Annotated in this window: 16 protein-coding genes; 9 read left to right on the forward strand and 7 right to left on the reverse strand. The window is 37.2% G+C overall.

Features of this window, described 5'->3' with window-relative positions:
• The first annotated feature begins 143 nt into the window (after nt 1–143).
• A complete protein-coding gene (locus BLR86_RS06805; protein ID WP_090759645.1) occupies nt 144–1,457 on the forward strand; it encodes an alkaline phosphatase family protein in 1,314 nt (437 codons plus the stop codon).
• A gap of 26 nt (nt 1,458–1,483) precedes the next feature.
• The gene (locus tag BLR86_RS06810; protein ID WP_090759647.1) at nt 1,484–2,749 is read left to right on the forward strand and encodes an MFS transporter; all 1,266 of its coding nucleotides are present in this window, start codon (nt 1,484–1,486) and stop codon (nt 2,747–2,749) included.
• A gap of 49 nt (nt 2,750–2,798) precedes the next feature.
• On the opposite strand, the gene BLR86_RS06815 is transcribed toward BLR86_RS06810, so the two are convergent.
• On the reverse strand, nt 2,799–3,839 hold the full coding sequence (locus BLR86_RS06815) for an ATP-grasp domain-containing protein (protein WP_090759648.1): 1,041 nt from the start codon (nt 3,837–3,839) through the stop codon (nt 2,799–2,801).
• 157 nt (nt 3,840–3,996) lie between these two features.
• On the opposite strand from BLR86_RS06815, the gene BLR86_RS06820 reads away from it, so the two are divergent.
• Nucleotides 3,997–4,674, forward strand: coding sequence for an SOS response-associated peptidase (locus tag BLR86_RS06820; protein ID WP_090759649.1), 678 nt, complete (start codon nt 3,997–3,999; stop codon nt 4,672–4,674).
• Between the two features lie 38 nt (nt 4,675–4,712).
• On the opposite strand, the gene BLR86_RS06825 is transcribed toward BLR86_RS06820, so the two are convergent.
• From BLR86_RS06825 to BLR86_RS06840, 4 genes are all read right to left on the reverse strand, one after another.
• Entirely contained in the window at nt 4,713–5,207 is a 495-nt protein-coding gene (locus tag BLR86_RS06825) for a flavodoxin domain-containing protein (protein ID WP_090759651.1), read from the reverse strand.
• Between the two features lie 304 nt (nt 5,208–5,511).
• On the reverse strand, nt 5,512–5,874 hold the full coding sequence (locus BLR86_RS06830) for a metal-sensitive transcriptional regulator (RefSeq protein WP_090759653.1): 363 nt from the start codon (nt 5,872–5,874) through the stop codon (nt 5,512–5,514).
• Nucleotides 5,875–5,986: 112 nt separating this feature from the next.
• Nucleotides 5,987–6,724, reverse strand: coding sequence for a GTP pyrophosphokinase (locus tag BLR86_RS06835; RefSeq protein ID WP_090759655.1), 738 nt, complete (start codon nt 6,722–6,724; stop codon nt 5,987–5,989).
• Nucleotides 6,725–6,757: 33 nt separating this feature from the next.
• Nucleotides 6,758–7,423 carry a TetR/AcrR family transcriptional regulator gene (locus BLR86_RS06840; RefSeq protein ID WP_090759657.1) on the reverse strand — a complete coding sequence of 222 codons (666 nt, stop codon included), beginning with the start codon at nt 7,421–7,423 and terminating at the stop codon, nt 6,758–6,760.
• A 260-nt stretch (nt 7,424–7,683) separates the two neighbouring features.
• Between BLR86_RS06840 and BLR86_RS25940 the strand changes: the two genes are divergently transcribed.
• The gene (locus tag BLR86_RS25940) at nt 7,684–7,845 is read left to right on the forward strand and encodes a hypothetical protein (RefSeq protein WP_175492812.1); all 162 of its coding nucleotides are present in this window, start codon (nt 7,684–7,686) and stop codon (nt 7,843–7,845) included.
• Nucleotides 7,846–7,966: 121 nt separating this feature from the next.
• On the opposite strand, the gene BLR86_RS06845 is transcribed toward BLR86_RS25940, so the two are convergent.
• Entirely contained in the window at nt 7,967–8,704 is a 738-nt protein-coding gene (locus BLR86_RS06845) for a protein-glutamine gamma-glutamyltransferase (protein WP_090759659.1), read from the reverse strand.
• Between the two features lie 92 nt (nt 8,705–8,796).
• On the reverse strand, nt 8,797–9,036 hold the full coding sequence (locus BLR86_RS06850) for a hypothetical protein (RefSeq protein ID WP_139185579.1): 240 nt from the start codon (nt 9,034–9,036) through the stop codon (nt 8,797–8,799).
• A 753-nt stretch (nt 9,037–9,789) separates the two neighbouring features.
• Here BLR86_RS06850 and BLR86_RS06855 point away from each other — a divergent pair.
• From BLR86_RS06855 to BLR86_RS06875, 5 genes are all read left to right on the forward strand, one after another.
• The gene (locus BLR86_RS06855) at nt 9,790–11,025 is read left to right on the forward strand and encodes an ABC transporter substrate-binding protein (protein WP_090759664.1); all 1,236 of its coding nucleotides are present in this window, start codon (nt 9,790–9,792) and stop codon (nt 11,023–11,025) included.
• 122 nt (nt 11,026–11,147) lie between these two features.
• Nucleotides 11,148–12,008: a branched-chain amino acid ABC transporter permease gene (locus tag BLR86_RS06860; protein WP_090759666.1), complete on the forward strand. Its 861-nt coding sequence runs from the start codon at nt 11,148–11,150 to the stop codon at nt 12,006–12,008.
• The gene (locus BLR86_RS06865) at nt 12,009–13,001 is read left to right on the forward strand and encodes a branched-chain amino acid ABC transporter permease (RefSeq protein WP_090759668.1); all 993 of its coding nucleotides are present in this window, start codon (nt 12,009–12,011) and stop codon (nt 12,999–13,001) included.
• The gene (locus tag BLR86_RS06870; protein ID WP_090759670.1) at nt 12,998–13,753 is read left to right on the forward strand and encodes an ABC transporter ATP-binding protein; all 756 of its coding nucleotides are present in this window, start codon (nt 12,998–13,000) and stop codon (nt 13,751–13,753) included. Before BLR86_RS06865 ends, BLR86_RS06870 begins: the two co-directional genes overlap by 4 nt.
• Nucleotides 13,746–14,456 (forward strand): ABC transporter ATP-binding protein, encoded by a 711-nt coding sequence (locus tag BLR86_RS06875; protein ID WP_090759672.1) that lies wholly within the window; start codon nt 13,746–13,748, stop codon nt 14,454–14,456. Before BLR86_RS06870 ends, BLR86_RS06875 begins: the two co-directional genes overlap by 8 nt.
• The last annotated feature ends 14 nt before the right edge of the window (nt 14,457–14,470 follow it).

The following is a 14,470-nucleotide window of genomic DNA, read 5'->3' on the forward strand; positions in this document are numbered from 1 at the left end:
TGGACACTGTCTTTTTGCGGTGCCTGTCACCGAATTATTTGTACATTATTTCCCAATAAAGTTAAAATTATTGAAAAATTAACAATTAACCCTGATGGTTTATTGTACAATTGAGATGGTAATTACACTCTTTCAAGGAGGCAATCATGGCCCGACTTACAAATCATTTAATCGTCATTTCATTTGATTGTCTTTCAGCATTAGATTTTCCGCTTTTGCAAACATTACCACACTTTAGGACAATCATTGAAAAAGGATCTTATGTTGAGAAGGTAGAAACCATTTATCCATCCGTGACCTACCCTTGTCATACGACCATTGTAACGGGGAATAACCCTAATCGACATGGAATCATTAATAACACCCTTCTCCAGCCGGGAAGGAGTTCACCTGACTGGAACTGGTTTAGAAACTTAATTAAAGGGACTACGTTATATGATGAAGCGAAAAAGGCAAATTTAACGACTGCAGCTTTGCTGTGGCCAGTGACAGGCAGGGCGAATATTGATTACAATTTACCAGAGATTTTTCCAAATCGGCCGTGGCAAAATCAAATTATGGTCTCGCTTAGAAGCGGTAGTCCCCGTTTTCAATGGGACCTAAATCAACGCTTTGGTCACCTCCGTAACGGATTAAATCAACCAGAGTTGGATGACTTTGTCTTAGAATCTACCGTGCATACCATTAAAACCAAAAAGCCCAATTTACTGCTGGTACATTTTACTGACCTGGACACGAAGCGTCATGTCTTTGGATTTTCAGCTAATGAGGCCATTGCAGCCATTCATCGCCATAATGACCGGTTAGGACGGATTCTTTCTGCATTAAAAGAGAGCGGTATCTATGAAAATTCTACGATTGTTGCCTTAGGTGACCATAGTGCCCTAGATGAGAACAAAGCGTTAAGCCTTAATGTGCTTTTTCAAAAAGAAAAGCTAATAACCACCAATGCCAAAGGAAAGATAAATAATTGGAAAGCCTACTGTAAAAGTTGTGATGGATCAGCATATATTTATCTAAAAGACAACAATGATTTTGAAACTAGCCTTAAAGTAAAAATATTATTAGATTCATTGATGGCAGATCCCGAAGCTGGTATTGAAAAAATCCTAACAGCTGAAGAAGCTGCCTTAATGGGGGCAGACGGTTCCTGTACATTTATGGTAGAAGCAAAGAAAGGGTATTACTTTTTAGAAGATTTTCAGGGGGAGTATGTAAAAAGGATTACCCGTGAAGATGTTCTAGCAGATCATAAATACACCCTAGCCTGCCATGGTTATTCTCCTGAAAAATCTGATTATTCCACAATTTTCATGGCGGCGGGTAAAGGGATTCGTCAAAAGACAATCGTTCCTTTTGCACGTCTTATTGATGAAGGGCCAACATTGGCACGGCTTTTAGGTCTAGATTTAGGAAATACAGATGGAAAAATTATCGAGGAACTTTTAACTTTGTAGATGACACTAAACTGGAGGAAATCGCTATGAGTCGATTGACGAAGCAAGAAAAAAGCTGGGTTTTTTACGATTGGGCAAATTCTGCTTACTCGATTTTGATTACAACTGCCATCTTTCCCTTATATTTTAAAGCTGCAGCAAATGGCGCTGGTCTTGCAGGATCTACCTCCACTGCCTATTTGGGGTATGCGAATTCCTTTGGAACACTCCTTGTTTCCATTTCTGCACCCATCCTAGGTACTATAGGTGATTTTAGGGGTTTAAAAAAGCGGTTATTTACCTTTTTCGTCATTCTTGGTATTGCCTTTACCGCACTGCTGGCAGTTGTCCCAAGTAACCAATGGCTTATCCTCTTAATCTGTTATATTGTTACCGTAGTAGGATTTGGGGGAGCCAATATCTTCTACGATGCTTTTCTAGTTGATGTTACAACGGAAGAGCGAATGAATAAGATATCCTCACGCGGATTTGCGATGGGCTATATCGGAAGTACCATCCCTTTCATCATTGGCATTGCTCTTATTCTATTATCTCAACAAGAGATTTTACCCTTGTCTGTTACAGTGGCCACACAAATCGCCTTTGCGATTACAGCCATTTGGTGGGGAATCTTCACCATACCGATGTTAAAAAATGTAGAACAGGTCTATTCCGTCGATCGAGTTGCAAAACCCATTTCGACTAGCTTTAAAAAAGTGTTTCAAACCCTTAAACGAATAAAAGCCTATAAACCATTGTTTCTTTTCCTTATTGCCTATTTCTTTTATATTGATGGGGTTCATACGATTATTACCATGTCTACTGCCTATGGAACTGACCTTGGAATCTCATCGAACAACCTGTTAATTATTTTATTCGCAACGCAGATAATCGCCGCTCCATTTGCACTTGTATATGGTAAACTCGCAGATAAATTTTCAGGAAAAAGAATGTTATTAGTTGGTATTTTTATCTATATTATTATTTGTATCTATGCTTATTTCATGAAAACAACCTTGGATTTCTGGATTTTAGCTATGCTTGTAGGTTCCTCTCAAGGTGGAATTCAGGCATTGAGTCGCTCTTACTTTGCGAAACTGGTACCTAAGGAAAATGCAAATGAATTCTTTGGATTCTATAATATATTTTATAAATTCGCCTCGATTTTAGGTCCAGCCTTAGTCGGTTTTACGGCACAAATTTCTGGCAATACTAACGCAGGTGTTTTTAGTTTAGTTATTTTATTTATCATTGGCGGAGCCATTTTACTGCGGGTCCCCGAAACCAATGAAAAAATCCAAATAAACAAGTAAATATCTAAAAAAGGTATGCCTTGGGCTCAGCACCAAAGGCATTTCTTTTTTAAGCAAAGTGATCCTTATCAAGTATCATTTCTTTCTCGAGATGACTTGCTCGAATTCCGAATCTAGGTTTCAACTGGCCGATTTCTTCACCTAATAATACTTTAATTGCCAAGTAAGGAAGGTTAAGACCCGTTAAACAGCTAAAATGCATTCCACCGCTCATGCGCGGATTAACTTCAAGCAACTTAGGGACCCCATCATTATATTTAACCTGAATATTAAAGATGTACGGCAGCTGATAATGCTGATGAAATCGATGGGCAAGTTGAATGAGCTCTTGATGATTGACAATTTCTCTTATTCTTCCTTCCCCTTTCATTCTTGGTATCGCAGCATATAACGTTTGATTAGATGCAACACAGTCAATGCTATATTCCGGACCCTCTAAATATTCTAAAACCATTAAATCAGGGAATACCTCTTGCTGGCTAAGAATTTCACATGCGTGATGGAACGGAAGCCTGCGACTGCTGGCCCTTCTAAACAACTGGTCAATGCTTTCTATCTTATCTTCAATTACCCGAAAACCGGTGGCACCTTCCCCTATTACCGGTTTAAAACAAGCCGTATGTCCTTTATCTCGCAACGTTTGGTATGCTAATTTGAAATCATTTATATTATTGACCACGAAGAAATCTGGAATAGGAACCAGGTCTGCCCCTGCCTCTTCCTTTTGCATAATCGAATGGTAAGCAGCAGCCTTATTATCCAGTGTCTCCATTAAATCAGAATCTGAGCATACCAACACTTTTACACCAATAGCTTCAAAATCAGCCAGCCTTTTCGAGATTCGCACATTTTCTTTTCTTGGAATGAAAATGTCTATTTTATGCTTCTGACAAAAATCCAGACAAAACTCAATATAATCCTCTCCTGAAACGGTGGGTTCCGTAAAAGCATAATCACAATATTGTAAATAGAGAGCATCCTTATTTGAGTGAGTTCCAAAAATCTCAAACTGCCGCCCCTCATCATTTGCACGAATCAACTCAATAAAATGCGAAACCGTCGTAAACCACCTATTAAACCAAATCCTCATACGCAACCTCCTTCTCGCTGAAACACCAAATTCAAAACCTTAAATATTATTCGCCTATAATTTCAGTTTTATACATTTTTCTTTGCATAAATAGTATTAGAATGTATAAATGGTGACAGGCACCACATGGTATAATAACAATAAAGAGGTGTTGGGTATGTGCGGACGTTTTACGTTAACGGCGACGGTTGATCAGCTTATTGACCGGTTTGATATTGAGTTTTTTCTTCAGGAGGAGGAGTACTTCCCAAATTATAATGTGGCTCCTTCACAATCGGTGTTAGCTATAATAAATAATGGACACCAAAATCGGATGGGATTTTTACGTTGGGGATTAATTCCTCCTTGGGCGAAGGATATGTCGATTGGGTATAAGTTGATTAATGCCCGTGCTGAGACATTATCGGAAAAACCGAGCTTTCGTAATGCCTTTCAGAAAAAACGATGTTTGATTATTGCTGATAGTTTTTATGAATGGAAACGTATCGATAGTAATAACAAGATTCCGATGCGGATCAAACTTAAATCGAATGCATTATTTGCCATGGCAGGGCTTTGGGAACATTGGAAATCCCCCGAAGGAAAGTCGATTTATTCGTGCTCAGTAATTACTACCAATCCAAACGAGCTTGTTCAAGATATTCACGATCGTATGCCTGTAATCTTAAAACCAGAGGATGAAAAATATTGGCTCGATCCTTCCATCAAAGATACATCAAAACTTAACCATTTACTTAAACCACTGGAGCATGATCTAATGGAAGTATATGAAGTCAGCCCCCTGGTTAATTCACCTAAAAATAATTCCATTGATTTGATTCAAAAGATCTGCTGAAAAAGTGAAATGCCTGACCCACGGTGGGTCAGGCATTTTTATGCATGAGCAAATGTTGAATTAATTTTCATCACAAACGTCATGATGGCTGTTGTATCTAGATTTGAAGAATCCACAGTAACATCACTTACTTTTTTCACAATTTGCCTTTCAATGAAGTTCATTTTACTTACGAGGAATTCACCGCCAAAAATCCCATTCGCAATGGATAACCTCCTCAACTCTTCTGGAAAGGCAGTATCAAATTGTTCAATCGCTGTTTGTCCATCATGCCAGCAGCAGAGAAAAAGACCCAGTTTTTTAGTTACTAGTTCATTATAATGTTTAGCGATAAAATGTTTTATTTTACCTTGAATACTCCCCGCATGGATGGATCCCCCGATGATTACGAAATCAAAATTCCTTACATCAAAAGTAATTTTATCTCTTTTAAGATCTACAGCTAAGACTTCACCTTCCATCCACTCACTTAGTAGTTGGACAGCTTTTTCTGTTGTACCATGTGATGAGCAATAAACAATCAATGTCTTCATAAATCATCCTACCCTCCATGGAAAAATTTTTTACCAGATCTCGAATTTAGTCCAGTTCGACCTTTTGTTGTCTTATTCTAATTATAATGCAGCAATCACTATTATTTCGAAAAAATATTGGCAATATTTCTACAATTAATTAGCTTACTCCCCATTCCTTATGTCTACACAATTCCCCAGGGGCACTTAATGTTTAAAAAAGAAAAAACAATGGTCTACTCACTCATTATTACAATCGTAAAAAATAGTGCTCCAGCAAAAGCCGGAGCACTATTTTAACCATTGTACGATTTGAAGCCGATATTTATTTCTTCATTAACTTATGGATAGTAACTAAAACCTCATCTAGAACTTCATGGTCACCTTCTTGAATCCTTTCAATCACACATGTTTTCAAATGACCTTCTAACAAAATCTTTGCAACACTATTTATTGCAGATTGAGTTGCTGATATTTGCGTGATGACATCATCACAATAAGTATCTTTTTCAATCATCCCTTTAATTCCACGAATTTGCCCTTCAATTCGATTAAGCCTTGTTACAAGATTATTCTTGACCTTATCCGAGTGGTGGCTTTTCCGGTGGCTGCCCTCATGTGTTCCGCAGCAAGATTCATCATTTATTTCAATAACCAATTCGTCCTCATTCACATGGTCTAAAGCCATTTGATCACCTCATTTTCTGTCATTATATCATACCCCCGTATCGTAACGCGATGATTCCTTGGGCAATCAATAACGAATCCCCTTACCTAAAATAGTAATAGGCTTTTCCTTCTTATTTAATCCCCAGTTTTTCTTCAATAAAGGACTCTAAGAATTTAAGCTTGTTGTTTCCGACTCCAAATGGCAGAAGGAGCTCACCCGCTTCATCTTCTTTCTTCATTTTATCCATATCTCTATGAAGATTCTCCATTTTCCGGTCCAAAAGCGATGCCATTTCTGCAGTTGATTTTAATTCATCGAGCATTTTTTGAGGGATTTCCTTGTTGTATTTATAATAGATTTTATGCTCTAAGCTAGCCCAAAAGTCCATGGCAATCGTTCGGATTTGAACTTCAACCAGCGTTAATTCCTCCCGGTCGGACATGAAAATCGGGATTTCCACAATCATATGCAAGCTTTGATAACCATTAGGCTTTGGATTTTTAATATAATCCTTATATTCTAGGATGCGAATGTCTTTTTGGTATGCAATCATCCGGCTTAATTCATAAATATCGGAAAGAAAAGAACAAGTAATTCTCATTCCAGCAATGTCTTTTATATTTTCCTTAATGCTGTCTAATGTAAAATCAATCCCTTTTCTTTGGACCTTTTTAAAGATACTCTCGGGAGATTTTAAACGGGAATTTACGTGTTCTATTGGGTTATAATCATGAATATAATTAAATTCATCTCTAAGGATATTAATTTTTGTCGTCATTTCATCTATAGCAAATTTATACGCCATCATAAAGCGAGTTAGTTCTATTTTTATCGTTTTTAAATTTTTCATATCAAAAGTTTTTTTCATTCCTAGCTATTACATCCTTTCATCTCGAAACCGTTATTCGATCTCATCTACTTTACATTCTGCTTCAGTTTGTAATCGGATGATCACATCTGGAGGAAAAATCATTCGGCAAATCACCTTTGCTACTTCACGGTAATCTGCTTGTTTCCCGTATTGTTTCATTTTTTCCGGTGCATTCTCAGCTAAAATCATCATTGCCCATGTTACTGTATTTAAATCTAAATCTTTCCAAACAAGATTATGCTCATAAGCCTTTTTAACACCTGAAAGAATTCTATCATATATTTTTCTCTTGGCTGCTGCCAAAACCTCCGCAAACTCCGAATCCTTGGCTAGCAACTCAGGGAGCAAACGCTGTAGTCCCATCTCTTTTATACGTCGATCATGTGCTTCTAAAAGTGCTGCTAACGTGCTTTCAGGGTCTCGAACACCCCATTTTGGTTCAGGTGGCATTAACATCTCGATCTGATCCTCTAACAATGACATCAATAGCTGTCGTTTATCCGAAAAGTACCGATAGAAGGTACCAGTTGCTACCCCTGCATGAGCAGCAATCTCTTTTGCAGTTGTATACTCATATCCCTTCATAATAAACAATGCATGTCCACTTTTAAGTAACGATTTTCTTTTTTGTTGAGCTCGTTCCTGCTTAGGAAGTAGCGGGAACTCGCCAACCAGATGGTCTTTTCGGTCTGACAATTATCTCACCTCATTACCATTATACCATACATCAAAAATATTGAACCCTAGTTCATGTTTCCATTGACAGACCTGCTCTAACATGTAATACTTGAACTATCGTTCATGTTATTTCAATCAATGTTGACACCCCTTGGCATTGTTTTTTTAATAGCATGAACAAATTATTTATTTTACTTTTTTCAGTACTTTTTATTCGCTTTTTATGCTTTTAATCATATATAATATTCTATAATTAACTTTGGAAGGTGTTGATTATTATGGCAAATCAATCTGATAAAAAAGATATTTCAATCAACTCAAGCGTGTCACTAAAGGGAATTGTAAAAGCCATTTTCAAAGATACCATACACGTACAAATTGGCGGAAAGATTATTACGCTGCCAAAAGCCGATTTCATGTTAGATAAATCGATGAATTAAAAGGTGTTCATTTGTTTTTCCATAACAAGAAAGCTCATTGCTTCTAATGCAATGGGCTTTCTTTTGCTGGTTTAAGTGATTATTGTAAGCGGAGCTCCTAATCTAGGAAGCTACGCACTCTTTATCGTAATAATGAGATTGTTTTGTAATTAGGCCTTGTGATCATCCTCATGAGATAGGCAGATTCATCCGGGTTCTCTTTTCGCTTACCATTTAAAAAGTTAATGATAGTCTTTGAATCTCGTATTCCAATACCATGTCCATAGAACTTGTCATCTCCAAGAAAGATAACATTTTCTGCCCTCCACCACGGCTGTTTCGGATCAAATTCTGGATTATTAAAATGTAAGACATCGCCGATGATAAAATCCTCACCATCTTTGTTGTAAACGGGTAGATCTTCATCAAACTGCCAATCCATTAAATACAACCGGCTAAAGTACGTATTAAATGCCCTCGGACCTATCGTATAGAGGGCAGCAATATATAAGACGATGGCAATGCCTGTAGAGCATTCAAAGGCATACAGCTTTCCATTTTTCACTATATCTTCGATTCCTTCCGAAGGATTAATCCCTTCGCGCAAAAGAAAACCACCGTTTGGCAGTCGGTACCAATACTTTCTATTGGGAAAAGAATAAGTAAAAGTTGTAAACTTTACACCGCTTTTATCTAAAGCGTTTGCTGCTTTTATCGTATTTTCTCTAAATAATAATTCAAATTTTAACTGCTGCAATGATTCATAGTAATAGATTACAGAGTAACTTGCCATTTGTTTGAGAATAGTCCTTTGCTCGCTATTCGTTATTTCTTTACTTAAATCTTCCAGCTTAACAATGCGGCCATTTAAACTAATCATCTGATACCCCCTCCCTACACCATATGACCATACTCTGGGTTACATGCAAAAAAAAGCCAGAATCCCTGTGAATATAGGACCTAGCCGCGAAATTATTTATTTCGGATAAAATGGATGATGACTCCGCCGAAAATGGAGCCAATGGCTGCTATTCCAAACATCATAAAGTAAAGTCTTTCCGCCAAATCAGCCATTCCCTCACCTGGAAAAAACTCTGCTTTTCCATACATTACGATAGCAGCTATAAATAAGATTAGCGATGGAATCCAAACAATCCAGTTTGGATTTATCTTTATTAATAAAAATGGAATGACCAGCCCAATAAGAAACAATATGAAGAAAAACATGGCTTCAATCCCTTTCAGATCCCTTTATAGATTAGACGATTGTTTTTTGATATCGTTACCTATTAAGAAAATCTGGAAAGCCCAATTCACCAAAAAAAAGATCAATTACAACATTCGTGTAATTGACCAGTAAGGAATAGCTAGCGAGTATTATCGAATTCGAACATCTAAATTTAGATGATCGTCCTTCCTTTTTAACCTTATTAATGGAAATTATCTCCAATAAAAATTACCCAAATTTAGTACTTTAGTTGCAAATCTTTTACACTATATATTAAGTAAAAACTTTTTATATCCTTTATTAATTCTTCGACAAATACCTACTTACTTCTTTATAAAGAACATTTTTTGTATGTTCCTATTGATCAAACTCACTAATTCTCTTCTTGGTTTAATAGAGTAATAAAAGATCCATTAAAGTTCTCTCTCTAAGGGATCTTCCTCTCTATTGGGGATTCGTTAATAGATATAAGAAAAAATATTTGAACAGATAGTTTTTAATATTTTTATTAAAAAAATTTAATTCGTTGCGTATAGCAGAACAAAGGTGTTGTAGTAGGAACAAATTCATATTAACATCTAGTCAGACGGAAAACTCCGAACATTTTGAATAAATATCGAAAACGTGTCGAAAAAGGAGGGAATTGTAATATTACATTGAACGAAAATGGAAGCGCTTAATAAAGGGTAGTTTTGAAATAGTTGGCAATCTGTAATTACAATAGGGGGAAATAAAATATGGAGACTATGAAAACGAAATCAAAATGGAAATTAATGTTCCTGCTTCTTTTAACAATGATGATTTTTGTTGCAGGGTGCCAAGGAGCAAAACAACAATCTACCACAACTAAGGAAAAACCTCAATCAGCAGAAGGAGAAACGATTAAAATAGGTTTTGTCCTATCCTTTACAGGTCCATTGGCTCCATTATCTGAAGGTATTAAGCAAGGATTCGAACTTTATTTAGAAGAACATGATGGGAAATTAGGCGGTAAAAATGTAGAGCTTAAATTTGAAGATGACGAAGGTAATCCTCAAGTAGGGCTAAGAAAATATCGTCAATTAGTTCACAGTGAAAAAGTAGATCTTCTAGTTGGTCCTACTAACTCTTCTATCGCTCTTGCATTACGCGATGAAGTGAATAAAGATAAAATTCCTATGATTGTACCAAACGCAGCAGCAGACGATCTTAATTGGAGTAAAAAGAGTGATTATGTATACCGTGTTTCTTGGTCTAACTGGCAAAATGGACATCCTCTTGCAGAGTATGTAGCGAAAAATATTGGTAAAAATGCAGTTATTATGGGTTCTGATTTCCCAGCTGGTATCGAAGTGTTAAGATCCTTTAAGGCTGCCTATGAAGCAGCAGGCGGTAAAGTATTAAAAGAACTTTATCCGAAATTAGGAACAAATGACTTTTCTACTTATTTACAAGATGCATCCAGCTTAAAGCCAGATGTAATCTATTCCTTCTTTGCTGGTAGTGACGGTATTCGTTATATTCAACAATACAAGGAATTTGGTTTAAAAGATAAAATTCCAATGTCTGGAACATTAGAGTTTGGTGATTTACTAATGACAGAGCCCACTGGAGATGGTTCGGAAGGATTTCTTGCTGGAACTATATACTCACCTTGGTTGGAGAATGATTTAAACAAAAAATTTGTTGAAGGCTATGAAAAGAAATACGGAAAGCTTCCAAATACGTTCTCTGTTAATGGATATGACTCAGCAACAGTTCTTGACAAAGCTCTAACTGCAGCCGGTGGCGTGGAAGCCGAAAAAGTAATCAAAGAATTACAAGGAATTTCCTATGATAGTCCACGTGGGCCAATTACGATTGATGAAAAAACACATAATCCAATTCAAAACTTCTATATCACCAAAAACGTTATGAAGGACGGCAAACTTGTACCTGAAATCGTTGAAACAAAATCAAAAGTAACAATGCCAGAAAAATCCCCATTTGAATAAATAATGGTTACTAAAAATTTCTGATTAACTAAATAAATGGGGCTGTCCCAAGAGACAACCCCATTTATTAATTAAGGCTGTTTCTAATACTACATTTTAAAAAGGAAGAGAGGCGAGAAACCTTGGATATAATTCTAGTTCAACTTATAACAGGCATTGCATATGGAATGCTGTACTTTATGATTGCAGCAGGTCTTACGATTATTTTAGGAGTTATGAATGTTGTTAATCTATCTCATGGAGCACTGTTCATGCTAGGTTCCTATTTGGCCTTTACCTTTATTAGCAATGGGATTAACTTTTGGTTTGCACTTCTATTATCCGCTATTTCAGTAGGGATATTTGGTATTATCCTTGAAAAAGTATTAATCAAACGTGTTTATGGAAAAGTGCTAGAACAAGTGTTGCTGACGTTTGGTTTAATGCTGGTTATTGCTGACTCTGTCAAATGGATTTGGGGAACAGAAATGCAAACGATTCCAGCACCTGCAATGCTTGATATGTCCATCCCAATTGGGGATATGACATTCCCAGTATTTCGCTTATTTGTGGTATTTGTTGGTTGTTTATTAGCAGTTTTACTATGGTATTTAGAAGCAAAGACACGTATAGGGGCAATCATTCGTGCAGGGGTAGATGATCGTGCAATGGTTGGTTCTCTTGGTATTAATGTAGGAGCTGTGTTTACAGGCGTATTTATCTTTGGAGCAGCTTTAGCTGGATTAAGTGGAGTATTAGGTGGGCCACTCTTAGGGATGTATACAGGAATGGACTCTGAAATCCTTGTCACATCCTTAATAGTTGTTGTAATAGGTGGTTTAGGTTCATGGAAGGGATCGTTTATTGGCGCTTTAATTATTGGAGTGCTTGAAATATTTGGAAAAGTGTGGTTCCCATCCTTATCCATGCTCATTGTATTCTTAATCATGATGGTTATTTTAATCATTCGCCCCCAAGGTCTATTTGGAAGAGAGGTGGCATAATTGAAAAAAAATATTCTTTATACTGTTTTACTTCTCCTCGTCGTTTTCGCTGTACCGCAAATACTTTCTGATTTCGGAACGAATTTAACAACTGAAATTTTTATCATGGCCATGTTCGCCATGAGTTTGGGCTTAATTATGGGCTATGCTGGTTTAGATTCGCTAGGGCATGCTGCCTTTTTTGGAATCGGTGCCTATTCTGTTGCATTAATCGGGAAGTTTGTGACTAATACGTATTTAATCATTATTATAGCGGTTGCGATCGCTGGATTGATTGCATTCATTACTGGAGCAGTATTTATCCGTACTTCTAAATTCTACTTTCTTATGATTACGCTTGCCTTTAGCCAATTGATATTTACTCTATTATGGCAAATGAAGGATTTGACAGGTGGAGCTGATGGGATGTCTGTTTCCGCCATTATGAATCTTGGATTTGGAGACATATTTGATCCGCAAACCATGTATTATGTGATGGGAATTATTTTTGTCGCTGTCTTTATTTTACTAAGATTATTCGTGGAATCTCCAGCAGGAAAAATTACGAAAGGCGTCATGGAAAATGAAGGTCGTATGGCTGCACTTGGCTATGACGTTCGTGTTTATAAACTATTAGCCTTTACCCTTTCCGGAGCATTAGCAGGGTTTGCTGGTTCACTTTATTCCTTCTATAACGTTTTCGTCTCTCCAGAGTTATCTGCTTGGCTGTTCTCTGGTCAAGTAATGATCATGGTTATCGTTGGAGGCGTTGGTACATTGCTTGGACCTGCCATTGGAGCAGGTGTTTTCATCTTCCTACAAAACTTTATCAGTACCTATACGGAAAGATGGCCATTGATTTTGGGTGCCATTCTCATTTTCCTTGTCCTTATTGGAAAAGGCGGAATCATCCAGTGGTTGAAATTAGGTGTTACTATGATTTTTAAAAGTAAACCCAAAAATAATAAGGTTTCCTCTACTATTCAAGCAGAAAAGGAGGAGGTTATCAATTGAGCTTACTAAAAGTAGATAAAATAAATAAATCATTTGGTACCCTACAAGTACTACATGATGTGTCATTGGAAGTACAGCCAGGCGAACGCCATGTTATTATTGGTCCAAATGGTGCTGGGAAAACGACTCTTTTTAATTCTATAACAAACCATCTTCCAATTACTTCAGGAACGGTGCATTTTGAAGGGAAAGATATTACAAATCTTCCTGCTCATAGATTAGTTCATTTAGGCATGGCACGAACATTTCAAAAGAATAATTTATTTGGTGATTTAACGGTAGAAGAAAATATTCATCTTGCCTTAACAGCCAAGAAAAAATATCGTCATGACATATGGTTTTCCCTAACAAGTCGTTCTGATATAAAAAGAGAAACAAATCAGATATTAGAAGAATGGAAGATTACCCATCGCCGTGATGTGAAAATAAATAATCTATCCTATGGGGAACAACGTTTACTAGAAGTACTATTGGCGATGGCTAGTAAACCAAAGCTTCTTTTACTAGATGAACCAACATCTGGAATGTCTCCGGCAGAAACAACTCAAACTTCCGAGATGATTCAAAGACTGCCGCGCTCCATGGCGTTAGTGGTAATTGAACATGATATGGAAGTAGTCTTTGCGATTGCAGATCGAATAACTGTTCTTCACCATGGTGAGCCAATTTTAACTGGTGCTCCAGAAGAAGTTAGAAATAGCGAAATGGTAAAGGAAATTTACTTCGGTGGAGGTGCGAAAAATCATGCTTGAGTTACAAGATGTTCATTCCTATTATGGAACAAGTCATATCCTTCAAGGGGTTACATTTACCGTTCCAGAGGGAAAATGTGTCGCACTTTTGGGACGCAACGGAGCAGGAAAAACAACAACGATTCATACAATATCGGGTCTGGTCAAATCAAAACGCGGTACCATCACTTTTAATGATAAACAATTACAGGCTTTACCAACACACCAAATTTCTCGTGATGGTATTGGCTTAGTACCACAAGGAAGAAGAATATTTCCTTCCCTTACCATTAGAGAGAACTTAACGATGCCCGCTCGGAAAAGAAAAGGAAAGAGTCAAGCAGTAAACTGGGATATCGACAAGGTTTATGAGCTATTCCCAATTCTTAAGGAACGCGAAAATAATATGGGTACGCAGCTATCCGGCGGACAGCAGCAAATGCTGGCAATTGGCCGGGCATTGATGACTAATCCACAGTTTCTGTTAATGGATGAGCCATCTGAAGGACTCGCCCCGGTTATTATTGACCAAGTGGGTGAGATCGTCTGTAAGCTGAAAGAGACCGGACTTTCGATATTAATGGTTGAGCAAAATATATCACTTGCCTACCAGGTAGCGGATGAAATCTTAATCATGAACAAGGGTACGATTGTTTGGAATGGCGCACCAGATGAATTGTTAGAAAATAAGGATGTTCAGCATAAATATTTGGGAGTTTCATAGCTTCCAAAAAAAAG

The sequence above is a fragment of the Bacillus sp. OK048 genome (assembly GCF_900103525.1).
Taxonomy (GTDB): Bacteria; Bacillota; Bacilli; order Bacillales; family Cytobacillaceae; genus Neobacillus.

What these genes read in the sequence shown, in the direction of transcription:
- BLR86_RS06835 (WP_090759655.1), bottom strand. Translation starts at nt 6,724, where the DNA reads ATGAAAAAAACTTTTGATATGAAAAATTTAAAAACGATAAAAATAGAA.
- BLR86_RS06875 (WP_090759672.1), top strand. Translation starts at nt 13,746, where the DNA reads ATGCTTGAGTTACAAGATGTTCATTCCTATTATGGAACAAGTCATATC.
- BLR86_RS06825 (WP_090759651.1), bottom strand. Translation starts at nt 5,207, where the DNA reads ATGAAGACATTGATTGTTTATTGCTCATCACATGGTACAACAGAAAAA.
- BLR86_RS25940 (WP_175492812.1), top strand. Translation starts at nt 7,684, where the DNA reads ATGGCAAATCAATCTGATAAAAAAGATATTTCAATCAACTCAAGCGTG.
- BLR86_RS06815 (WP_090759648.1), bottom strand. Translation starts at nt 3,839, where the DNA reads ATGAGGATTTGGTTTAATAGGTGGTTTACGACGGTTTCGCATTTTATT.
- BLR86_RS06810 (WP_090759647.1), top strand. Translation starts at nt 1,484, where the DNA reads ATGAGTCGATTGACGAAGCAAGAAAAAAGCTGGGTTTTTTACGATTGG.
- BLR86_RS06830 (WP_090759653.1), bottom strand. Translation starts at nt 5,874, where the DNA reads ATGGCTTTAGACCATGTGAATGAGGACGAATTGGTTATTGAAATAAAT.
- BLR86_RS06845 (WP_090759659.1), bottom strand. Translation starts at nt 8,704, where the DNA reads ATGATTAGTTTAAATGGCCGCATTGTTAAGCTGGAAGATTTAAGTAAA.
- BLR86_RS06820 (WP_090759649.1), top strand. Translation starts at nt 3,997, where the DNA reads ATGTGCGGACGTTTTACGTTAACGGCGACGGTTGATCAGCTTATTGAC.
- BLR86_RS06855 (WP_090759664.1), top strand. Translation starts at nt 9,790, where the DNA reads ATGGAGACTATGAAAACGAAATCAAAATGGAAATTAATGTTCCTGCTT.